This window comes from Methanoregula sp., from assembly GCF_041663825.1.
Taxonomy (GTDB): domain Archaea; phylum Halobacteriota; class Methanomicrobia; order Methanomicrobiales; family Methanospirillaceae; genus Methanoregula.
The window spans coordinates 82,066-105,149 of the sequence record NZ_JBAYLY010000008.1 but is presented as its reverse complement, the minus strand read 5'-3'; the positions used below and the strand labels follow the sequence as shown (position 1 = coordinate 105,149).

Here is a 23,084-nt window from a genome sequence, read left to right as displayed (position 1 = left end):
CTGCATGGCCTTGTTTATCTGATCGAATCCCTGGGCAATCTTTACGGTATTTTCGCTGACCCCGGCCGTATTGACAGCGATCTGGTGGACGCCTTTTGATGCCTCTTCAATACTCTGGCTTGCATTCTTCGACGTGGATGTCATATTCTGCATCCGGGTATCCACATCCCCGATACTGAGCCGCAGACTCTTGATAATTCCTCTTACCGAGTCCTGCAATTTTTTTGTTATGGTATATATTGCCTGGGTATCCTCATCCGGGGTAGAGAGGTCATAATGAACCGTCAGGTCTCCATTTGCGGCGTGTCCATAGGCTATCGCGAGTTGGTCTACCTCGTTTTGCATATATGCATAGACCTTTTTTGACGTTGCCTCATTTTTCTGGATTGTTTCAAGTTTATGTCGTTCCTCTGTTGCATCCTGGTAGATGGTGAGGAAATTTTCGATTGCCCCTTTCTGGTCCAGCAGGGGAACGGTATGCCGGACCACAATTTTCTTCCCGGCGGGGAAATTGAATGTTGCTTCGCCGGTGACACCGTGCTTGAACTTTTTTGCCTCTTCAAAGCCTTCGCCGGACGCGGATACCACGTTGAAATCCTTGAGCGTCATCGCCAGGACACGGTCGCGATCATACCCGGTCAGGGTAAGCAATGCAGCATTTGCATCTTCAACGTTCAGACTGGTGTTCCAGAGAATGGTCGGGTAGGGACTGTTGTGGAATAATGCATCTGCCCGTCTCTGAATTTTTGAAAAATCTTCTTCCATACTATGTCAAACCCCATTTTTAAATAATAATGTTAATAAATGGTGATTTGACCAAAATAATACTTAAATCTTTTTCTTTGCGCATACTACAAATTCGGAGATACCAGATAACCACATAAGATTTACATATTTTAAAAGAAATTGCTTACCTATGGATAACACCGGGGTTGAAATTGACCGGATCCGGGATATTTTAAAGTCCTGCCAGAAAGGGCTGACTATCGCAGAAATTTCCCGGATGCTGAACCTGAACCGGATTTCCACATCAAAATACCTGAATATGATGGTTGCAGCGGGCGAGGCAGAGATGCGCATTCATGGCCCGGCAAAAGTGTATTATCCCTGCCAGAGAGTGCCGATATCATCGATCCTGAATTTTTCATCAGATCTTCTTGTCGTGATGGATGACTCCCTCACGATCATTGATGCAAATAATGTACTGCTCGATTATTTTCTCTTAAAAAGATCAGACCTGATCGGCCACAGGATCGATTATTCCCCCCTGGTGCAGTATATCGATACGGTCATTCTCAACCATATCGAGAAAGCAATCGATTCGGAAGGCAGTACCCTGAGTGTCAAACTGACGGTAAACAAAGAAGATTGTTATTTACAGCTAAAGTTTATCCCCACCGTTTTTGAATCAGGGGATCATGGCGTCACGTTGATCGGTGAAGATATCACCGAATTATCACTTCACCGGCAGCATCTCGAAGAGCTGGTGGACGAACGGTCAAAAGACCTGGTATCTGCAAACGAGCAGCTCAAAAAAGAGGTTTCGAACTATAAAAAAGCACGAAACGAGTTAAAAGCAAGCGAAATAAAATACCGGGAACTGGTCCAGAATGCAAACAGTATCATTCTCAGGATGGACAATAAAGGCAATATTGATTTTTTTAATGAATTTGCACAGGATTTCTTTGGCTGGAAACAAGACGAGATTCTCGGAAAAAGTATTTACGATACGATTGTCCCGGAACAGCGGACCGCCGGGAAACATGTAAAAGAACTCCTTGAAGAACTGAAACTAAACCCTGCCGGTTTCACCCGGTTTGAGAATGAAAATATCAAAAAGAACGGGGAACGCGTCTGGATTTCATGGACGAACAAATATATCCGCAACGCACAGGGTTCCATAACCGGCATACTTTCCATCGGCAATGATATTACCGACATAAAACTGGCAGAAGGTGAACTGAAATTACAAAACATCCTGCTTTCTACGCAGAACGAGACAACAATAGACGGCATCCTTGTTGTGGATGAAATCAACAAAATCATTTCCTATAACCACCGGTTTGTCGAACTCTGGGGTATTCCGGAAAAAATTCTCGAAAAAAAAGACGATGCACCTGTTCTGGACTACGTCCGCAGTCTCGTGACAGATCCGGAATCGTTTCGTAAAAAAGTCGAAGAGATCTACAACGATCACCAGAGAACCGTCAGGGACGAGGTCCCCCTCAGGGACGGTAGGTTTTTCGACCGGTACTCGGCGCCAATGATCGGTCCGGACAAAATATACTATGGCAGGATCTGGTATTTCCGTGATAAAACGGATCAGAAGCATTACGAGGAGCAATTACGGAAATCCGAGCAGAAACTTGCCAGCATTATCAATTTCCTGCCGGACGCCACTTTTGTGATCGATACCGGGGGCTATGTAATCGCATGGAACCGGGCGATGGAGGAATTAACGGGAGTACCAGCACGGGATATTCTCGGTATGGGGGATTTTGAATATTCATTAGTCATCCATGGCTCCCGGATACCGATCCTGGTTGATTTTGCTTTGAAACCCGACCAGGAAATTCCAAAAAAATATTATTCCTGCAAACGGGAGGGCAATACATTCACTGCCGAAGTCTATTCTACCTATCTTAACCCGGACGGTACCTATATCAGGAGTACTGCGTCCTCATTATACGATGCCACCGGCACGGTCATTGGCGCCATCGAATCGCTCCGGATTATCACGGATATCAGACGTACAGAACAGGCGTTGAAAGAACGTGAAGCCATTTATTCTGCGATTGTAGAAGACCAGACCGAAATGATCTGCCGGTTCCGGCCGGATGGCACCTATGTCTTTGTCAATGAAGCATATGCTACATTTTTTAACAAACCAAAAAATGAAATTGTCGGGACACACTTCCAGCTGCCTGTTGTTGAAGAAGAGCGATCCATGCTCAACCATTATTTTTCCAGTATCAACAGGTCAAATCCGGTGATCACCATTGAGATCAGGATGATCCCAAAAGAAGGGAATATCCGCTGGACACGGTGGAATATACGCGGGCTTTTTTCTCTCACAGATAGAATTATCGAGTATCAGGCTGTTGGGAGAGACATAACAGATTTCATTGCGGTAAAAGAATCAGCAGATTACCTGGCTTCACTGTTAAACCAGGTAAACGATGGGATCATTGCCACCGATATGGACTCCCGGATCACGTATTGGAACCGGGCTGCGGAAGGATTGTATGGCTGGAAATTACGTGATGTTTTGGGAAAAGATATTCACGACCTCATCCAGTTTGATCTGACAAAACAGGGTATAACTACACTCAGGGATCACCTTATGGCCCACGGGATATGGAAAGGCCCGCTTGTTCAGGTTACTAAATCCGGAAAATCTATCCCGGTTGAATGGTCAATCTCAATTTTCAAAGACCATGCAGGAACGATGACCGGAATCGTGGGATTGTGTCGGGAAATCCCGGCAAACAGACCGCCGGACTAACAAACCTGCTGAAAAGCTAAAAGCCCCTTACCGGGAAACCAAGTGGTACTGCGTATCTTTGTGTGGGTGACGCGGATGTCAGGGAGATTGCCCGCAGGGGGTAAGCTCCTTAAAAAAAACGTGAAATGCGTTTTTCGGGAAACGATCCCATGCCTTCCTGGTACCCCGCAATGAAGAGCGGGAAAAAAGAGTGTAAGTCATGGCATTTTTCTATTGTGCCGGCTGAGCTTTTTTAAGACGGATATCGAGCACGCCATTTTTCAGGGTCAGTTTCGCCCCGGCCTTCATGACCGGCCCGGGGAGCGGGATGACCTGCGAGAGGGACAAGAGTCTTCGTTCGCACAGGCAGTTCCCGTCATACTCCCCGGTTCTTTCCTCCTCCCGGTCACAGGTGATCTTCAGGGTTTTTTCGTCCTGTAAGGCAACGGCAATTTTTGAGATTCCGGTTCCGGGGATCGTGTCCATCGTCACGGCCACTTCGTCGTCATGCTCGGTGACTTCCGCGTTTAAGGTGTGCACATACTGGCACACGATCCCGGTGTTTTCTTCTTCTGGCAACAGCGGATTATCAGCTGGTTCAAGAGCAAGCTGGTACAGGTAGTCCATGGATGCCCTGAGTTCATCGAGTTCGTCATAGATTGATCTGTGAAAACGTCGTACCATTTGTCTACCACCTCCTGATTGCTGCCCAGGTGTAATCCCACCTGGATACTAGGGACGGGTGTTGTCTGTGCCAATATACATTTCGATGAAAAACCCGGGAGCGTTTTGTATTTTTTTTGAGAACGGATTTGAGCGTATGGCCCGGTGGTGACAGGATTTATTTTAGACTGAGTAAAAAGAAACACCCGGGGAATTTTACGGTAAAACCGTAGAGCAGAAGCGTGTCGGAGGGTGTAAGGAAAATCTATTACCGTTTATGCGATAAAAAAAGGAATGAATGGTATGAGAAATGAAAACACACTCACCCTAACAAAAGAGAGAAGGGCCGATATGGTCTCCCTGATAAAGAATTATTTTTTAAAGGAGAGAGATGAAGAGATCGGCGACCTCGCAGCGGGCCTGATCCTGGATTTCATACTGGAAAAACTGGCACCGGAATTTTACAACCAGGGCGTTTATGATTCTCACCAGTACATAAAAGACGCAGCTGAAGATCTTTTGTCAATCCAAAAATAAACAAAGCCTGCATATTTTTTCTATCCGGATACCCGGAGTGAGTGCATGAATCCTGTCACGGGCGATCAGGATCCGGCCAGCCGTTCCACTTCACGGTATGGCTCGGGCAGTGAACAATAAAAAAAGAGAATCAGATGTACCGGTTCTTCCGCAGCCAGTCGGTCTGCGGTTTGAGGTACCGGTAGATGATATCGCATTTCTCATCCTGGATACTCCAGGGAACGACAATGACGGTATCGCCTTCGCGTATCCACTGTCGCTTCTTAATCTTGCCCTTGATCCGGCCCATACGGGGAATACCGTCAATACACTGGACGCGGATATGATTTGCCCCCATCATTGTTTCGGCACGGGCAAACTGCTCATTGTTCCATTTCTTGGGCAGACGTACACGGCAGACCGGCGTACCATCGGGGTTTAACGCATTCGGGTCTGCTGCACCTGTATCTTCTCTCCTGTGAAAACCAGCCATTCAACCAACTACGTACGCATTACCAGTGATCGCTGACATGTTGAAGGTATGGATGGAGGGAGGCCGGGAATACGTTCCACGACAGATACATCTTTCTAGCCCACAGACCAATTACCACCCATCACAGCAGAGCGATGAATGCGTACGGATCAGCTGTAATTCTAGCTGGTGGCGCCCCGCGACAGATCATGACGGGGCGGCATCATTCCCGATATCATACTTTTCTGTCATGATCGAAACGATCCATGGTGCGGCCGTTGTAATAACCGGCACGAAAAGGGATCCGGTATTTTTTCCCGAAAATGAGGGGAACCAGCCGGAACATCCCCCTAAATAACGAGGAATGAAATGTCACAACAGCTTGGCGGGCAGCAGATTATTATCTTACGACAGGGAACGACACGGAACCACGGGCAGGAAGCCCAGAGCAGTAACATCAACGCCGCAAAAGCGGTGGGAACCGCGGTCCGTTCAACCCTCGGGCCAAAGGGCATGGACAAGATGCTCATCGATGGCATGGGCGACGTGGTCATCACCAACGATGGCGCGACGATCCTAAAAGAGATGGACATCGAGCACCCGGCCGCAAAGATGATGGTCGAGATCGCAAAGACCCAGGACGACGAGGTCGGCGACGGCACGACATCGGCCGTTGTCATCGCCGGGGAACTGTTGAAAAACGCAGAAGACCTTCTCGAACAGCACGTCCACCCGACCGTGATCGCGGAAGGGTACCGGCAGGCGGCGGCAAAGTCCCTTCTTATCCTCTCCGACATCGCCATCACGGTAAAGCCGGACGATCACGCGATCCTTGAAAAAGTCGCGGAGACGGCGATCAGCGGCAAAGGGGCGGAGGCATACAAGAAACTGCTCTGCAACATCGTCGTAAAAGCGGTCACCTCGGTGACCGATCCTGACGGTACGGTCGATATAAAGCACGTGAACGTGCAGAAAAAGACCGGGGGCGCTGTCGAGGATACCGTGCTTATCGAAGGCATGGTCATTGACAAGGAACGGGCAAACCCGGGGATGCCAAAGATTGTCAAGGGCGCAAAAATCCTGCTCCTGAACGGCGCACTCGAATACAAAAAGACCGAGGTTTCGGCAACGATCAATATCTCCAGTCCCGATCAGGTCCAGGCGTTTCTTGACGAGGACGAGCAGATGGTCCACGCTCTTGCAGAGAAAGTGATCCGGAGCGGGGCAAACGTGGTGTTCTGCCAGAAAGGTATTGACGATGTCGCCCAGCATTATCTTACAAAAGCCGGGATCTTCGCAGTCCGCCGGGTAAAAAAGAGCGACATGGAGAACATCTCCCGTGCCACCGGGGCAGCAATTGTCAACAGTATCGATGCCATCACACCGGCCGATCTCGGGGCTGCCGGCCTTGTGGAGGAGAAGAAGTTCTCCGGCGATGAGATGATCACGATCTCGAAATGCAAGAACCCGAAAGCCGTCTCTATCATTATCCGGGGCGGGTCCGACCATATCATCGACGAGATCGAACGTGCCCTCCATGATGCACTCATGGTTGTCGGCGTGGTCGTCAAAGAGAAGAAAGTTGTTGCCGGTGGCGGGGCGCCCGAGATCGAACTCTCGCTCCAGCTGCACCGGTATGCGGCGACCGTCGGGGGAAGGAACCAGCTCGCCATCGAAGCATTCGCTAAAGCGCTCGAAGTCATCCCGAGGTCGCTTGCCGAGAACGCCGGCCTTGACGCCATCGATATGATCGTCGCGATCCGGGCGGCACATGAAGCAGGGAAGAAAACGTTCGGCCTCGATGTGTACGAAGGAAAACCGGTCGACATGCAGAAAGCCGGCGTTATCGAGCCCTTAAAGGTAAAGACGCAGGCCATATCAAGCGCAGCCGAGGCGGCAGTCATGATCCTGCGCATCGACGACGTCATTGCATCCTCGCAGTCCGGTAGCCGGGGCGGGATGCCCCCCGGAGGCATGGGAGGCATGCCGCCGGGAATGGGCGGCGATTAAGTATGAGCGTCCTTGTAAAATTCAGGCATACCGGGGTCTACCACCAGGGAGATTCCCTGTCCATCGACCTCGCCAAAATTTCAGAATTTAAGATAACCCGGCAGCGCAGTACCTGCGATCTCCTTGCGATCACCCCGGAAAATCACCAGCCGGATCATCCGTATGCGATTGCAACACGGGACCGGGAATACCAGTTACAGGAGATCATCACCGATCTCAAAGGGCTCAAAAAGGAGACAAAGGATCTCATCTACGAGATCACCGATACCGAAGTCCACCGGGTAAAACCGGCATAATTTTTTTCCGGTTCATTCTTTTTTGTGCAGAGTCGCATGGCGCATGGGGGTTATTGCAGTAACAGAACCACGGGACGTTATTGTGAGAAAACCTTCGGGCCCGGCCGGGATCTATTATAGCGGGGTTGATTTATTCCGGATTTATTCCGGACGAAGTATTTATTGCCCCTGACAACAGGTGAATCTTTTAGAAGAACTTATTTCCGGTAGTTGGTCATTTGATATCTGTTCTCTATGTAGATGATGAACCCGGTCTGCTTGAGATCGGCAAACTCTTCCTTGAAGAGCGCGGGCAATTCAGCGTTGATACTATAACTTCAGTCCCGGCTGCACTTACTATTTTAAAGACAAAGAATTACGATGCCATCATCTCTGACTACCAGATGCCGGGCATGGATGGTATTGAATTTTTGAAAAATATCCGGACTTCGGGAAATACCATTCCGTTTATCCTATTCACCGGACGGGGCCGGGAAGAAATTGTCATCCAGGCCTTAAACGAAGGGGCCGATTTCTATCTCCAGAAAGGTGGGGAACCGGTTTCGCAGTTTACCGAACTCGCACACAAGATCCGGCAATCCGTCCAGAAGAGACAGGCCGAGCTCATGATACGCGACCATGAGCGGCGTGAAGCAGATATCATCAATTTCCTGCCCGATGCAACGTTAGCTATTGATATCCATGGAACGGTGATTGCATGGAACCGTGCCATTGAGGAGATGACCGGTGTTCTGGCAGGGGAAATTATCGGGAAAGCCGATTATGAATATGCTCTCCCGTTCTACCACAAACGGCGTCCGGTCACGATCGATCTCATCCTTCACGATGACCCGGCCGTTGTTGAAAAATATCCGGTCATAAAAAAGGATGGCAGCTCCCTGTTCTCCGAGATCTATATCCCCCACTTCAATAAAGGTAGGGGGGCGCATCTCTGGTTTACGGCATCCCCGCTCTATGACACCGCCGGGAATCTTACGGGTGCAATTGAATCTATCCGGGACATCACAGAGCGCAAGCGGGTGGAAGCGCAGGTTGCCACCCTCAACCGGCTCTATGCGGTGCTTTCCGCGACCAACAAGGCAATCATCCGTATTCACGACAAAAAGGAACTGCTCAACGAGATATGCCGGATTGCTGTCGACAGCGGTGGCTTTGCAATGGTGTGGGCCGGCTTTGTCAATACAGAAAAACATCTCATCGAACCTGTTGCGAGTGCAGGTCAGGAGAAAGGATTCCTCGATGAGATTACAATATCGACTGATAATGTCCCCACCGGGCGGGGGCCGACCGGAACTGCATTCCGCACGGGAATATTCAATTTCTGTAACGATATCGAACATGATTCAAAGAATGCGACACCGTGGCGCACAGGGGCACTTGAGCGGGGCTATCGGTCACTTGCAGCTTTTCCCTTCGCACATAATTCCCCAAGTGCAGGTGTTATTACCTTCTATGCGTCTGAACCGGGATTCTTTACTGACCGGATCATCCGGCTTCTTGCTGAACAGTCCGAGGATATCTCGTTTGCTCTTCAGTCTCTTGGCCATGAAGAGCAGCGAATCGCTGCCGAACAGGATATCAAAACGTCAGAACTCCAGTACCGCCGGCTCTTTGAAACGGCACAGGACGCGATCCTGATCCTTGACGGGGATACCGGGGAAATTCTCGATGCGAATAAGTTTATCCTCGATATTCTGGGATACCCGCTGGATTATTTCGTTGGCAGGCATCTCTGGGAACTCGGGGTCCTCAAAGACAAATCCCTTGCAGAGAACGCATTTGCAAAACTGAAAACCGATGGATATATCCGGTATGAGGATCTGCCCCTGGAAACAAAACAGGGTAAGGAAATCCATGTGGAATTTGTCAGCAATGTCTACCTTGTCAGGGACCGGAGGATTATCCAGTGTAATATCCGGGACATCACCGAGCGCAAAGCGGCGCAGGAACTATTGCAGGTATCCGAAACCCGGTACCGCCGGCTCTTTGAAACGGCACAGGACGGTATTCTGATCCTTGATGAAGGGACAGGAAAAATTATCGATGCAAACAAATTTATCCGGGATCTGCTGGGATACCCATTAGAGTATTTTGTTGGCAGACAACTCTGGGAACTCGGATTTATTAAGGATAAATCATTCGCGCAAAAAGCATTCGCCGACCTGAAAAAGAATACCTATATCCGGTACGAAGATATCCCGCTGGAAACAAAAGACGGGCAGGTCAGGGACGTCGAGTTCGTCAGCAATGTCTACCCGGTAAACCACCACAAGATCATCCAGTGCAACATCCGGGATATTACCGAGCGGAAACGCGCCGAGGATGCACTTGCTCTTGCAAGCAGGAAACTAAACCTGATGTCCGGCATCACCCGCCACGATATTATGAACCAGCTGACCGTGCTTTCCGGTTCCCTGGAACTTGCACGGAATACCGTTAAAGAACCTGATGGTGTTGCCAATATCAACCGGGCATATACCGCAGCAAAAACCATCCGGCACCAGATCGAATTTACTAAAGAATACGAGGATCTCGGGGTCAGGGCACCCGTGTGGCAGCGGTTATCCGACATCGCCCGCTCCGCTGCATCGCATCTGGCAGCCACTGCCATCAGTTTTGAAATTCTCGATGACCGGCTTGAAATATACGCTGACCCGCTCCTTACCCGGGTCTTTTACAACCTGTTCGATAATGCCCGGCAGCACGGGGGAGCGGTCACCCGTATCAGCATAGCACATCATCCCGCCGGCACCGGGCTTGTTGTCACCGTTGCCGATAACGGAACCGGCATAGCCCCGGATGACAGGCCACACCTGTTCGAACGCGGTTTCGGGAAAAATACCGGGCTTGGCCTGTTTCTCTCCAGGGAGATCCTGGCGATTACCGGCATTTCCATTTCCGAGACAGGCGTCACTGGGGAGGGTGCACGATTCGAGATCGTGGTCCCGGAGGGTACATTCCGGTTTGAGAAAGAACCGGCAGCCCCGTAACGATCCGGTAGATCCGTTCCCTTCCCGCCGTTATGCATTCCTTTATCAACAAGGTTGCGGGAGTATTGATTATGTCACCGCGACAATCCCCAAAACCCCATGCCCGGGATCCGCAGTCTCACCCCGGGCCACAGTCCGGCCAGGACAAGGTACGTAACGAGGAAGATAACCTGCACCACCCCATGGATCACCCGCAACCTCACCCGGCTCACCACCCCCAGGCAAAACCAACCCTCTCCCCCCGGCATGATGCCCACTCCCATCCCCATGGCGATGAGCTGCCGGCCCATACAAATCCCCCGGGCCCCCTAAAGCCATCCAAGAAGATGACCCGGACCGGGAAAGCCTGATCGGGAAAGACGTTTCGATCAGGGACAGCGGATTCCCGTTATGGATGACGGGAGGAATTTTCCCTGTTTTTTTAGCTTTGTTCAAAGAAGAGAATATTAGGAATACCGTTACGGTGAATAAAGAGATGACTGACGCATGTTACGCCCCGAAGATGTTGAAACGATCCTGACGACGCACGACCTGTCCGTGTTTCTTTTGGACATGGTAAAGAAAGACGATCGCGATTTGAAAATTGATGTCGATTACGAATCCGGTGAAGTATTCATCAATTGCCCGGGTTTTTCGAATGGTCTTTCCGTGACCACCGATCCCTTCGGGGTCTGGGTGATCAATGAAACGATCTCAAAAGACAATGACGGGATTTTTACCCAGAGCGGGAACCACCACAAGACCGAGAGGACCATGACGGTGCTCCGGGCTGTTGCAAACTGGATCCGGGATCTTGAAGACAGCACCCGGCATACCTGAACAAAATTAGTATTTATTTTTCATTCTTTTTTTTAGAACGGAAGAACCGGTGCAGGACAATGGCCCGGTTTTTCGTGAGGGATACCCGCATTCTTATCCGTCTTGTAAATTATGCACACGATTGCCGGGAAAAACTCTGGCTCCATAAATTTTTTATTCTCCCGTAAAGGGAACGGCCTCGGATTATCCCGCCATACGGAAATTTACATCAGGGCAGATATACTTTGGAGAATCCAGATGAGGACGATGCACATGACCGTAATACCGGCCCAGAACCACCACGTCTTCCAGACCGGGTGAGACTCGGTAAAATCATACGAGAACCGATCCTCCGCGTTTTTTCCCCGGAACCATTCCATCAAGGCATTGGTCATGGTGTCACTCCGCAGTACGCCGGTGTCTGTCCGAAAGAAACAAGCAGGCCGCCCGGCATTCTTCCGGGATTTTTAACCGGGTCATTGAAAGGCATCATCAGAGAATCCCCCGGGCCTGATCGATCAGCTCGATCGTGTAATGATGGGGATAATCGGTTTTCAAAAAAGGCGCTGTCCCCATGATGTAGAAACCAAACCGGGTCTCCCGGATCCGGTTGGTGTAAAGAAAATTCAGCAGGGCACTGATTGAACGGCAGGATTCCCATGACAGGTGATGAAACTGTGCAACCTCCCGGGCAGTTACCACGGCCCGGGTGATATGGTTCGTGAGCAGGTAGGCACAGATGAGATGAGCACAGGTATATCTCTGTCCTGAATCCGTCCTCCTGTGTCCCATTGCCGGCTCCTGTCCTCACATTTCTTATGCCTCATTGGGCCATCAGGGGAAATAGTTTCTCGCAGCCGACGGATTTTTTTAATTCGGCAAACGACGCGCCTGACCCTGACCGGTGCATAAGGGCCGGGGATTTGTCCGGTAGTGTAGGGTTACGGACAAATATTGCCCAAACTGTGGGGAAAACAGGAATTATCAAGGGGTTTTTACTCATTTCCCATGCTATTTACCTGATTTTGAAGAACGGTATATCCGGGACAGCAGGCACCGGCATTCTGCCTTACCGCCTGCTCCACCTTAACGGGCCGGCTGCACTCCCCTGCCCTCCGCGAAAGATCGTTACCGGGAGACAGGATCTCCCGTCACGGGACGATACATAGTATGACAGGAAACGCTTTCGGATTCCTTGCAAAAGTGAATCCCTTCTCCAAAAAGATTCAGGAACCGACAAAAAACAAACCAGAACCCTCAAAAGAGGTGGTAAAAATTACAGAGAAAAAGTTCAGACTTGGCACAATTTCCATTCATGCAGGACAGGATGTAGACCCGACAAGCAGATCAAGGGCCGTCCCGATCTACCAGACCACATCGTATGTATTCAAGAACACCGAACAGGCAGCAAACCTCTTCGGCTTAAAGGAACTCGGGAACATCTACGGGCGTCTCATGAACCCGACCCAGGATGTCTTCGAAAAAAGGCTCGCCGCAATCGAGGGAGGAACAAGTGCACTCGCTACGGGTTCCGGCCAGGCAGCGATCACCTACGCAATCCTGAATCTCACCCGGCCGGGCGACGAGATCGTCTCGGCCGACAACCTGTACGGCGGCACCTACGAGCTCTTCCACTACACGCTCCCCAAGTTCGGGCGGCATGTCGTCTTTGTGGACTCGACCAAACCAGAAGAGTTCAAGAAGGCGATAAACTCCAGGACCCGGGCCATCTACGCTGAGACCGTCGGAAACCCGAAACTGGATACCCCCGACTTTGAGGCAATTTCGAAGATCGCCCACGACCACGGCATCCCGGTCATCGTTGACAACACAACCGGTATCGGCCTTGTCCGCCCGTTCGAGCACGGCGTCGACATCATCGTCCACTCGGCCACGAAGTACATCGGAGGCCACGGTGTCTCCCTCGGGGGAGTTATCGTCGATTCCGGAAAGTTTGCCTGGAACAACGGCAAGTTCCCCGAGTTCACCGAGCCGGACCCGGGTTACCACGGTCTCAAGTACTGGGACACCTTCGGGAACTTCCCGGGCCTCGGGAACGTCGCGTTCATCTTCAAGATCCGCGTCTCGCTTCTCCGGGATACCGGCGCCGTCATCAGCCCGTTCAACGCGTGGACGCTCCTCCTCGGCCTTGAAACCCTCCACCTGCGGGTCCCCCGGCACTCGGAGAACGCACTCGCGGTCGCCAAATTCCTCAAGACCCACACGAAGGTCGCGTGGGTCAACTACCCGGGCCTGCCGGACAACCCGAACCACGCCAACACCAGGAAGTACCTCCACGGAGGCTTTGGCCCGCTCGTCGGTGTCGGTATCAAGGGCGGTGAGGTGGCCAGCAAGAAGTTCATCGATAATCTCAAACTCTTCAGCGACCTCGCAAACATCGGCGACTCCAAGAGTCTCGCGATCCACCCGGCAAGCACCACCCACCAGCAGCTCACGGTCGAGGAACAGGCAAAGACCGGTGTTACCCCCGACTTTGTCAGGCTCTCCATCGGGACCGAGGATATCGAGGATATCATTGAAGACCTCAACCAGGCCCTCGCAGCGGTCTGATAATTCTCGTTCTTTTTTTTAGTGAGGTTGCCCCGGGAACAAAAAAACAAAACGGGTTTCCCGGGCTCGTACGAGTACCGGTATCCCGCATTCGCACTCTCTGACGAAAGGCCCCGTAACAGGGTGTACATTTTGCATCAAGCAGGGGACGAAATCGCAAAAAAGGGGGCCCAATTCGGGTCCCGGGAAGCATTTTCACGTCGGTAAAAAAAGGGCCTAAACAGGCCCAATTGGACGGCCGATCTCCTCCTTATATGACCTCAGGTACGTGGAGATCAAAAGAAGGCTGTTTTTTGGGGGGGCGATCCGGGCATCGGGACATACGGTCCGGCATACTGAGTTCTCCGACGGAGACCCCTTTCCGCAGGGTGGCATTTTCCCTCAAATGAGGCACTGATCCCCCCAAAACCGGCACTAATTCAGGGTCCGGACGGCATTTTCACGTCGGAGAGCCGAGGCCGCTAATAGCAGCGTTCCAGCGGTCGATCTTTTTCCGGATGGATTCTGGCACGTGGGAATGAAAAGAAGGGCGGTTTTGGGAGGTCGATCCGGATACGATACCGAAAGTTCCTAGGGACACACTCTCCCAAACGAGGATCTTTACCCGCACGGCTCTACTTCACGATCACCGTAAGATTGAACCGGAGATTACCCACTTCTTTGGGTTTGGCGAGATATTCTCCGTTAAGGACCGATCTCCCGGGGCTGACCGCCCGATACCTGGCCCGGTAATGGCCGGAAGTATTCCAGAAATCGGTACCAGTGTCGTAATATCCGTCATTCACTAACTCGATCCCACACCCGGAGACCGGGACGATCCAGTATAAGCCATGTCCTGGTCTCCAACGGAGGTTGATCTCAACATTCTCTCCCTTATCGAGCACGATAGTCCTGTCGGAATCGCTCTCGTTCAGGGAATACCGGATTCCGGGCATCGGGTCCTGGATCGGGACGGACGTATCAACCGGAACAGGGATTCGGGAACCAGCAGCGGAAAGATTGCATTGTGACCCGGGATCCTGCAGGGAAACGGTTGACGGTTCAGCAGCCGTATAAGTTGGTTGAGCCGATTCCGCGACAGAGGGTGTCGCAGTATTCATCAAAAATACCAGGATGACTGCCGCACACGCAACAACGCATACCAGGGCAATTCCTGCTATCATCCATCTCTTTTCCATTTCATTCCTCCGGATACTTTTTCCTTGCACGATTCCCGTTATACCGCTGTTTCATTTCCTGCAACCGTTCCCGGCCCGGAAAAAGATCGCTTTGTCATGAAAATTTTAAAAACTTCAGTCGATAGAGCAGGCAAATGGAAATTCGAGTTTGGAGTGCAAAATTTTCATTGCTTTGGTGCGAAATCTTTGACTTCATGCGGGTTTTTTTATCAAAATTCCACAGGCCACAATCGATGAATCACCCGTATCCCGGGCAGATCGGCGGGGATCGCACGTATTTCAAAGTGCAGTTGATATCCGCAGTTTGTGCTTTCGCCCGATCCGTTAAATGATTTCTGGCCATTCCCTTTACACAGGAATCGCCGGATTTTTCTGTTTTTTATAGTGATCACTCTCCATCCACATTCCCGCTCGGGAGTCATTCAGCCGTTTCATCGGAGCCGCGCCGGTTCTTGTTGTGCCGTCACTATTTCACGATCACGGTAAGATTGAACAGGAGATCCCCGGCCTCATCGGGGTTGAGGACCAGTTTTCCGTTGATGACGGATGTCCCGGGACTGACCGCCCGGTACCGGGCCCGGTAATGGCCCGTAGTGTTCCAGAAACCAACACCTTCCACATAGTTGCCGCCATTTACCAGTTCCAGCCCGCAGCCGGAGACCGAAACGATCCAGCGAAATGGAAGTCCCGCAGCCCATCCAAGGTTGATCTCAATCACATCCCCGGTCCCGAGCACGATCGTTTTGCCGGAATCATTCTCACCAAAGGAATGGCGGATTCCGGGCATCGGGTCCTGGATTGGGACGGACGTATCGACCGGAACAAGGGTCCGGGAACCGGCTGCGGAAAGGTTGCACGGGGATCCGGGATCCTGTGGGGTGCCGACAGGTACGGCCGGAGAAACTAGTCGGACCGGTGTCGGAAGAATTGATGTCGGTGGAAGAGTCTGTAGGGGGTTCTGGCGAAAATCTTCTGATGACAAATAGGAAGTATACCCGATATAACTCCCGACAAGTACCAGAATCATCAGGCAAATGAGAAATGCCAGATAATTAGCGTTTATTTTAGATTTTTCCATGAAATGATCACTCACTCATTCCTGCATAAAATCTCCTTTTACAATGTACACTAACAAATTTCTTTCCCTTGATTATCTGACATAATCATTGTTGGAGGGGGATAGTATTCTCAAAAAAATTGAGAATCATGTCCATGCCGATGACATATACGAACTGGTACCGATTTCATCGGAATTATCGCCACCAATGAACCAGTAAATATTCGTAAAAATTTCATCAGTATATGCATTTTCATACTGCCAGACATCGGCGGGTTTTCTCCACGAATTCAGGGTCGCATCGTGGACCCACTGGTCAATAACCGGGGTAGTTGACGCCGAGAAGGTATCCGTTATCGGACTGGTGATCTGCTGGAACTCAGAGGATCCGCTGAACTCGGTAAACGTAGTACTCGGATTATCCTGATCGTTATACACATATTGATCATACCATTCCAGAGTGGCCATATTCTGGAACGTAATATAATATTTCCCGTTCACGATCTGAACATGGTATCCAAATGATTTAGGGAAAGTTGTCGGATCCAATCCAATAATATCTTCACCTGAATTCTCCCAAGTATCCAAGGGTACCGATTCATTGGAATGATTATCATAGATTGTGGGGAATAAATTAATCGTCGTATTTGGCCAGATTGACCAGTGATCGTAATTTACCACAATTTCGATGGCATCCTGCCGCTGATTATTTAGATAATATTCTCTTTCCTGAGGCGCGTAGTACTGATCATTATTGCTGGAGACAGACCAGGAATTCGGTGTGATCTGTCCGATACAATAGTCATAAGTATCGGTATACATACGGTTGAAAAATATCCACTTTCCATGTAACGTGCCAGGTCCCTGAGGGGTTCTCAGCGGTGTTGCTATTCGTGATACCAGCGGATTTGAAACGATTTGTATCTTTTTTACCGATACCGACACATTTGTTTTTTCTGCCAGAACGGGATCCGCGCTGGGAGTAATACTCACAGCATTACCGTCAGGGTGAATGTTGGCATCGAGATCTGCGAGATTTTTGTAATACCTTGAGAAGTACGAAGCCGGGAACGATACAATGCCCTCTTTGGATGTAGCAAGGAACCGGTCATACATCGATTTGGGCATCCGTACCAGGACAACAGATTTATCCGGACTAATGCCGTTTTCAACAAATCTGTTCTGCCAGTTTTTTGATTCTGTGAATTGCGAGACAAAGTTCAGATGGGACACCGGAACCGTGATTATTCCCTCATGCTCGTCCCCGCTGAATGAGTCAAGTGTTTTTTCAGAGAGAACTATGTTTATCATCTCCGATTCCGGCAATGGAGTCGCAGGTTTTCCTGCCTTAAAATAGTCCGGTGAGAGATGATGCTCTGGAACTGCATATTTCCATGTACTGTTGAGCTGTCCGGTTGCATTCTGTTCAGCCGCATTCACCATCGGTACCATCGCCATCCCCGCCAGCAACAATGCCAGCAGGATGACTCCAAATTTTAGTTGTGTCATGTTCCCTACCTTCTCACATTTTTCCGTGCCTGAAAAATTAATCAGCCTTTAAGTTTTCTCTCCGTAAGCTCGTCGTATACCCGGCCTTTCTGTGCGAACTGATCGTAGCCGACATATTTTGTCTTACCAGCTGCGCTCGTGAACTCCCACACTGGCATGAACTGGGACATTGTCTGTTCGCAGGGTTTCCATACGAGCCGGGCCTTCCATTGATCGCCGGAGCCGTTATCGGGAAGAGCTTGTTTTGCGTCCTCAAAATCGGGCATTATAACGCTGGTAACCTTCTCAAGTGCTGCCCCTGCGCCAAATGCGACGATATTATCCTTGACGGTAATCAGGGAGACAACAACAGGCACGCCGTTCTTTTCAAAAGGAATCAGGTAATAATCCGGATAGTGCTTATCCAGTGAATGAACAAGGACCGGTTTTCCCGGGCTGCTGCCCTTAAGCTCTTCCGTGAACAGATTCTGCATATTCATCTGCTCCCGAGCAAAACCGGCAAGATCCGTTTTTGCAGTGAGCGGCGCACTCACCTCCGATTCATCCATGAACCGGATATTTTTTGTTTCGTTTTCATAGTCCGGTTTACTGCGGCTCCCCCAGTATGCCTGAACCGTTACCCAGTAATTATCCCAACTGGATGAAGGGACATCTACCCGGGTAAATTCATTTTTCCATGAATTGATGGCATAGTAGATATTAGCGGACATCGTGTACCAGGGATCCTGTACCCAGACACCGTTAACCTGGTAAATTTCACCGCCATACAGGGAATAACTCACACCTTTTATGAGGTTCCAGTGGTCTCCTCCATTGATCAGCGATGCAGAAGGAATTCCCCGGTTTACAATATCGACTGCCTGGCCCAGTATTGCCGAGTCGGCAGAGCTCCACTTGTGATCGTCGGCAATGAGATTGGGGACATAATTTTCCACGCAATCTTCCAAGCCTTGAGGATCGGTCGCCCATCCGGTTTCGATGTTATGATTCGTAATGAACGAATACAGGGTATTCTGGCTGACTAAACTGCTGTGGTAGTCCGTCCACATCTGTGCAACGGCAGGGCCGCAATAATAATCGTTTTCCTGCTGGTAATACGGTACTCCGAGATTGGTATCTGTAGCGAGTCCCGGCACGGTCATAACGGACAGAAATGCCAGAACCGCAACAACATATCTCATGGTTGATTGTTGATTCATGGTTTCACTACTTCCTTTCATCATAGGTCTCGTGCAGGCCGGATCAAAAATGACAGTTCAAAGGATTATTTTGCGAGATATCTGTCAGATCGGTGTGAGGCAGATGCGTGTCAACGATTTTTGACGGGTGCCTGCTTTTTTTAAGGTTGGGTGGTTGTGTCGGGTTTTTCAACAAAACTCTTCTCTGGAGGGAATGTGCGAAGCATCGCATCCAGAACAGAAATGGCTTTTCTCCGATCGTATTTCAACATCTTAAAAGCGTTCGGTTTTTTCCTGACAGTTCAGGAACATTAAAAAAGATCTGCACATAATGTCCGAAACGTTTTTTAGTTCCCTCTTTAAAAAAGGAGTCCTACCATTTTCTCGGGGAATGCAAAAAGATCTGCCGATCACGATACTGTTTTCCCGTCACTTCTTATCGCTGCACGTACCCTGTGCAGCCGGATAAGGATCACGATCGCTGCAATAAACAGGATGACCCCGATGACCGCAAAAAAAATTTCCGGGGTTGAATTTCCCGCGAGACCCGCACCGTGAACTGGCACCTGCGAGATTTCACGGGACCGCGATATCCATGCCATAACAAATGCTGCGAGCGATCCTGCCACACAGAGGAATATCGTTGAAGAAAGAAGGAAGACAACCGTCACCGAATTTTCCGGCAGGAGCAGGTTCTCTCCCTTGCGGGTAATCTCATAATATTTCCAGGTATGGTCGTCGGGAACAGGTGCAATCAGGCCGGCCGTCGTCATCATAAGGAGATGTTCGTGCACCGTTGATTTTGCAAGGTTTAACTCGCGGGATAATTCACTTATGGTCATCCTGCGGTGTGCAAGTTTTTTTAAAAGGGTAATCCGTGTTTCGGATGCAAGGACCCGAAATATTTTTTTTGTCAGGATTATTTTTTCTGAGTCCATTGATTTTTGTATTGAACGATCTCCTTAATGAATCTTTTAATATGGTTGATTTGTTGGGATCTGTTATTTTTTAATTGGCAATAATGGGACATCATTAGTGTCAAGGCAACGACTCTACTCTCTCTGGAGATTCAAGACTCTCGACTCCCTATTCCTAACAACCCATCACTCCGCCGACACGCTCCACAGGTGAGGCCCGACCGGGGGGAATACAGGAGATGTCAGGACTCACGGTCCGGTACACCCCAATCCGATCCCGCAATTGCCTCAGATTGGCGGATTTGCCCGAAACCCGACCGGCTGTTTTCGGCATATTTTCAGCGAGGGTTCTGGAAATTTCGTTCCCCTTCGCGATTTCCGCAGAAATCTGCACTATGCACTATACTGGGCGGAAAACCGGCCGGTTTAAACCTGTTTTGACGATCGATCTCCTTCTCATAAGGCCTCTGGCCTGTGGAGATCGAAAGAAGGCTCTTTTTTGGGGGTGCGATCCGGGCATGGGGACATACGGTCCGGCATATCGGATTCTCCGACGGAGACCTCTTTCCTGGAGGTGACGTTTTCCCTCAAATGAGGCACTGATCCCCTCAAAACAGGCACTAATTCAAGGTCCGGAAGGCATTTTCACGTCGGAGAGAAAAGGCACCTAATAGCACTCTTCCAGCAGCCGATCTTTTTCCGGACGGGTTCTGGCACGTGGAAATGAAAAGAAGGCCTGTTTTAGGGGGTGCGATCCGGGCATCGGGACATACGGTCCGGCACACCCGGTTCTCCGACGGAGAGTCAGATAGGGGATCCCGTTTTTTCCTGATCCGGTAAGTCAGTTTCGCAAAAAAGCAAGTCTGTTTTCGGGATTTTTCAGGGTCGGGCCGAAAATCCACGACGGAGAATGGCCGGGATCCTGCAAGCGTATTTAGGCTTGTTTGGAGGTCGGATAATTTTCCAGACTGGCTCCTGCACGTGGGCTATGAAAAGAAGGCCTGTTTTGGGGGTCGGAACGCATCACCCTCACGTCGGATACCGTCGTAAAATTAAGGGGGGAGGGGGTAGGGGTATGAAGAAGAGACCCCCCTCACCCCACCACAATATCATACACCGCGTGCCACTGCCCGGGCGAGTACGACCGGACCTCGCGTTCGGTCACAAGAGTCCCGCCCAGCTCTTTGATCCGGGCTAGGTGTTCGCCTTCTTTTGAGACGAGCGAATAGAAATGGATCGTGCCCCCGGGCCGCACGAGCCGGAACGCTTCCGGTAAAAATTCCGTGCCGGCAAGCGGGAGGTTCATGATGATCCGGTCAAACTTCCACGGCAGGATTTTTTCGAGCCGGCGTGCATCCGCGAGCATGGGGATTACATTTGCCGCCCGGTTCTTCCGGATATTTTCAATCATCAGGAGGATTGCCTGCGGGTTTAAGTCCGCTGCCACCACGAGTGCCGCACGCGGGGCAAGCGTGATCGCAAACGGCCCGACACCGGCGAACATGTCGAGCACGAGCTCGTGCTCCTGCATCTGCCCGGAAATATGCTGCCGCTCGGTCGAGAGCCGGGCCGAGAAATAGGCGCCGGCAAGATCGACCGCGAACCGGTGGCCGTGCTCGATGACGTCTGTCCGGGTCGTGTCCGTCCCGGCAAGCACCGCATACGAGCGGGTCCGGTACTCGCCCGAAACCTCACTTGTCGGGAAGAGCACCGTGTGGAGCGAGGGCCGGGAGAGAAGGATCAGCGCCGCGCCTTTCGGATCGTTCTCCTGCATGATCGCGATCCCGCCCACCTGCTCGTGCCGGGGGAGCTCGACGCGGCCCGGCTGTTCCTCGAAAATATACCGGGCAGCACCATCGCGCTCCTCAAGCACCGGGAAGACGAGCCCGTCGCCATCGTGCAGCACCTTGAGCGTGACATCGAGCGCACCCTCGCCTATAAGCGCCTGCCGCGTCGGCTCGCCCTGCCGGGCCGGCACCCGTATCCCCCACTGTTCAACCGTCATCGCACGACCACTGCAATCATAATAGTGTACGTGCAACATTTATTCATGGCTGGTGATGGTGAGGACCGAAACGCGGCAGGGCAGGGCGACCCCGACCGCGAGAAAGAATCAGAGATCCATACGAAGCTCAGGGCAGGTTCGCTCAAACTCTACGAACTCGAAAAGCAGATCGCCCCGGTCGATGCTGTCAGGGTGCGGAGGGAGTTCATCGAGAAAGAAACAGGAACCACCTTAGAGAACATCGGCATCTTCTCCATCGATGTCGACCGGGCGGCAACCCGGAACTGCGAGAACATGATCGGCGCCGTGCAGGTGCCGGTCGGGGTGGCCGGGCCGCTTGCGATAAACGGCGAGTACGCGAAAGGTGCGTTCTGGCTGCCGCTCGCAACAACCGAAGGGGCACTCATCGCATCGGTGAACCGGGGGGCGGGTGCGATCACAAAAGCCGGCGGGGCAGAGGTGCGAATCCTGCACGACGGCATGACCCGGGCACCGGTCTTTGCCGCGACGAGCGTCGGGCATGCAAAAGAGATCGCTGACTGGGCCGAAGCACACGAAGAAGAGCTTGCCGCGATTGCCGCTACGACCACCACCCACGGGAAGATGACCGGCCTTGTCACCTTTGTCGCAGGCACGAGCGTCTTTGTCAGGCTCGAATTTGACACAAAAGACGCAATGGGCATGAACATGGTCACCATCGCCAGCGCGAAGATAGCAGACGAGATCGCAAAAGCGACCGGCGCCCGGTTGATTGCCCTCTCGGGCAACATGTGCACCGACAAGAAGCCGGCGGCGATCAACACCATCATGGGACGGGGCCGCAGCGTGGTCGCCGGCGTCGCTCTCTCCCACGAGCTCATTGAGAAAGTCTTCAAGACGGACGCGAAGACGATGGCCGAGGTCAACTACCGGAAGAACCTCATCGGTTCCGCCCGGGCCGGTGCAATGGGCTTCAACGCCCATGCGGCAAATGTCGTTGCCGCGATGTTCATCGCCTGCGGGCAGGATGCGGCCCACGCGATTGACGGCAGCACCTGCATGACCACGATTGAAGAGACCGGGACCGGTGCATACGTTGCGGTCACCCTTCCCTCGCTCCCGGTAGGGACTGTCGGCGGAGGAACCGGGGTAGATACCCAGCAAGAGTGCCTGAAGATCCTCGGCGTTGCCGGTGGCGGGACTCCCCCGGGTGCAAACGCGAAGAAACTCGCCGAGATCATCGGGGCCGGTGTGCTTGCCGGGGAACTCTCGCTCATCGGTGCACTTGCCGCCCAGCACCTCGCCCGTGCCCACCAGGAACTGGGCCGGGAGTGAAGCGGTAAGAAAACCCCGCTTACTCTTTTTTAATGATAAATAGTCAACAGTGTGGTAACATACGATGAGGAAAAAGACCTCATGAAAAGAAATGCGGTAGTCCACGTATTGCCTGAACTAAAAATG

General features: G+C 51.4%; 20 protein-coding genes. 9 read left to right on the top strand and 11 right to left on the bottom strand.

Annotated elements, in window-relative coordinates; all coding sequences use genetic code 11:
* The coding region (locus WCX19_RS05680) for a PAS domain-containing protein (RefSeq protein ID WP_373006022.1) at window positions 1-765 on the bottom strand (765 nt) is incomplete at its 3' end.
* A 151-nt stretch (window positions 766-916) separates the two neighbouring features.
* Between WCX19_RS05680 and WCX19_RS05675 the strand changes: the two genes are divergently transcribed.
* Window positions 917-3,505, top strand: a complete 2,589-nt coding sequence (locus tag WCX19_RS05675) for a PAS domain S-box protein (RefSeq protein WP_373006020.1) — start codon at window positions 917-919, stop codon at window positions 3,503-3,505.
* Window positions 3,506-3,715: 210 nt separating this feature from the next.
* On the opposite strand, the gene WCX19_RS05670 is transcribed toward WCX19_RS05675, so the two are convergent.
* On the bottom strand, window positions 3,716-4,168 hold the full coding sequence (locus WCX19_RS05670; protein ID WP_373006018.1) for an Hsp20/alpha crystallin family protein: 453 nt from the start codon (window positions 4,166-4,168) through the stop codon (window positions 3,716-3,718).
* A gap of 282 nt (window positions 4,169-4,450) precedes the next feature.
* On the opposite strand from WCX19_RS05670, the gene WCX19_RS05665 reads away from it, so the two are divergent.
* Window positions 4,451-4,684, top strand: coding sequence for a DUF2164 domain-containing protein (locus WCX19_RS05665; protein WP_373006016.1), 234 nt, complete (start codon window positions 4,451-4,453; stop codon window positions 4,682-4,684).
* Between the two features lie 130 nt (window positions 4,685-4,814).
* Here the strand turns inward: WCX19_RS05665 and eif1A are convergent, their stop codons facing one another.
* Entirely contained in the window at window positions 4,815-5,156 is a 342-nt protein-coding gene (eif1A, locus tag WCX19_RS05660; protein WP_373006014.1) for a translation initiation factor eIF-1A, read from the bottom strand.
* 348 nt (window positions 5,157-5,504) lie between these two features.
* On the opposite strand from eif1A, the gene thsA reads away from it, so the two are divergent.
* From thsA to WCX19_RS05635, 5 genes are all read left to right on the top strand, one after another.
* Entirely contained in the window at window positions 5,505-7,145 is a 1,641-nt protein-coding gene (gene thsA, locus WCX19_RS05655; protein WP_373006012.1) for a thermosome subunit alpha, read from the top strand.
* Window positions 7,146-7,147: 2 nt separating this feature from the next.
* Complete coding sequence (locus WCX19_RS05650) at window positions 7,148-7,441, top strand: hypothetical protein (RefSeq protein WP_373006010.1); 294 nt, start codon at window positions 7,148-7,150, stop codon at window positions 7,439-7,441.
* A gap of 218 nt (window positions 7,442-7,659) precedes the next feature.
* The gene (locus WCX19_RS05645) at window positions 7,660-10,431 is read left to right on the top strand and encodes a PAS domain S-box protein (protein ID WP_373006008.1); all 2,772 of its coding nucleotides are present in this window, start codon (window positions 7,660-7,662) and stop codon (window positions 10,429-10,431) included.
* Window positions 10,432-10,502: 71 nt separating this feature from the next.
* Window positions 10,503-10,781: a hypothetical protein gene (locus WCX19_RS05640; protein WP_373006006.1), complete on the top strand. Its 279-nt coding sequence runs from the start codon at window positions 10,503-10,505 to the stop codon at window positions 10,779-10,781.
* 136 nt (window positions 10,782-10,917) lie between these two features.
* Window positions 10,918-11,250, top strand: a complete 333-nt coding sequence (locus tag WCX19_RS05635) for a hypothetical protein (protein WP_373006004.1) — start codon at window positions 10,918-10,920, stop codon at window positions 11,248-11,250.
* A gap of 203 nt (window positions 11,251-11,453) precedes the next feature.
* Here the strand turns inward: WCX19_RS05635 and WCX19_RS05630 are convergent, their stop codons facing one another.
* Together WCX19_RS05630 and WCX19_RS05625 are read right to left on the bottom strand one after the other, a co-directional pair.
* Window positions 11,454-11,624 (bottom strand): hypothetical protein, encoded by a 171-nt coding sequence (locus WCX19_RS05630; RefSeq protein WP_373006002.1) that lies wholly within the window; start codon window positions 11,622-11,624, stop codon window positions 11,454-11,456.
* Between the two features lie 97 nt (window positions 11,625-11,721).
* On the bottom strand, window positions 11,722-12,021 hold the full coding sequence (locus WCX19_RS05625) for a hypothetical protein (RefSeq protein WP_373006000.1): 300 nt from the start codon (window positions 12,019-12,021) through the stop codon (window positions 11,722-11,724).
* 483 nt (window positions 12,022-12,504) lie between these two features.
* On the opposite strand from WCX19_RS05625, the gene WCX19_RS05620 reads away from it, so the two are divergent.
* The gene (locus WCX19_RS05620; RefSeq protein WP_373006026.1) at window positions 12,505-13,800 is read left to right on the top strand and encodes an O-acetylhomoserine aminocarboxypropyltransferase/cysteine synthase family protein; all 1,296 of its coding nucleotides are present in this window, start codon (window positions 12,505-12,507) and stop codon (window positions 13,798-13,800) included.
* A 614-nt stretch (window positions 13,801-14,414) separates the two neighbouring features.
* Here WCX19_RS05620 and WCX19_RS05615 read toward each other — a convergent pair.
* The 6 genes from WCX19_RS05615 to WCX19_RS05590 form a co-directional block, all read right to left on the bottom strand.
* Window positions 14,415-14,978: a protease inhibitor I42 family protein gene (locus tag WCX19_RS05615; protein ID WP_373005998.1), complete on the bottom strand. Its 564-nt coding sequence runs from the start codon at window positions 14,976-14,978 to the stop codon at window positions 14,415-14,417.
* A gap of 466 nt (window positions 14,979-15,444) precedes the next feature.
* A complete protein-coding gene (locus tag WCX19_RS05610) occupies window positions 15,445-16,056 on the bottom strand; it encodes a hypothetical protein (RefSeq protein ID WP_373005996.1) in 612 nt (203 codons plus the stop codon).
* 126 nt (window positions 16,057-16,182) lie between these two features.
* Window positions 16,183-17,544 carry a hypothetical protein gene (locus WCX19_RS05605; RefSeq protein WP_373005994.1) on the bottom strand — a complete coding sequence of 454 codons (1,362 nt, stop codon included), beginning with the start codon at window positions 17,542-17,544 and terminating at the stop codon, window positions 16,183-16,185.
* Between the two features lie 41 nt (window positions 17,545-17,585).
* Window positions 17,586-18,743, bottom strand: coding sequence for a C39 family peptidase (locus tag WCX19_RS05600; RefSeq protein WP_373005992.1), 1,158 nt, complete (start codon window positions 18,741-18,743; stop codon window positions 17,586-17,588).
* 389 nt (window positions 18,744-19,132) lie between these two features.
* Window positions 19,133-19,660 (bottom strand): ArsR/SmtB family transcription factor, encoded by a 528-nt coding sequence (locus WCX19_RS05595; RefSeq protein WP_373005990.1) that lies wholly within the window; start codon window positions 19,658-19,660, stop codon window positions 19,133-19,135.
* A gap of 1,072 nt (window positions 19,661-20,732) precedes the next feature.
* Window positions 20,733-21,644, bottom strand: coding sequence for a class I SAM-dependent methyltransferase family protein (locus tag WCX19_RS05590; protein ID WP_373005988.1), 912 nt, complete (start codon window positions 21,642-21,644; stop codon window positions 20,733-20,735).
* A gap of 45 nt (window positions 21,645-21,689) precedes the next feature.
* Here WCX19_RS05590 and hmgA point away from each other — a divergent pair, with 45 nt between their 5' ends.
* Window positions 21,690-22,958: a hydroxymethylglutaryl-CoA reductase (NADPH) gene (gene hmgA, locus WCX19_RS05585; RefSeq protein ID WP_373005986.1), complete on the top strand. Its 1,269-nt coding sequence runs from the start codon at window positions 21,690-21,692 to the stop codon at window positions 22,956-22,958.
* Window positions 22,959-23,084: the final 126 nt, after the last annotated feature.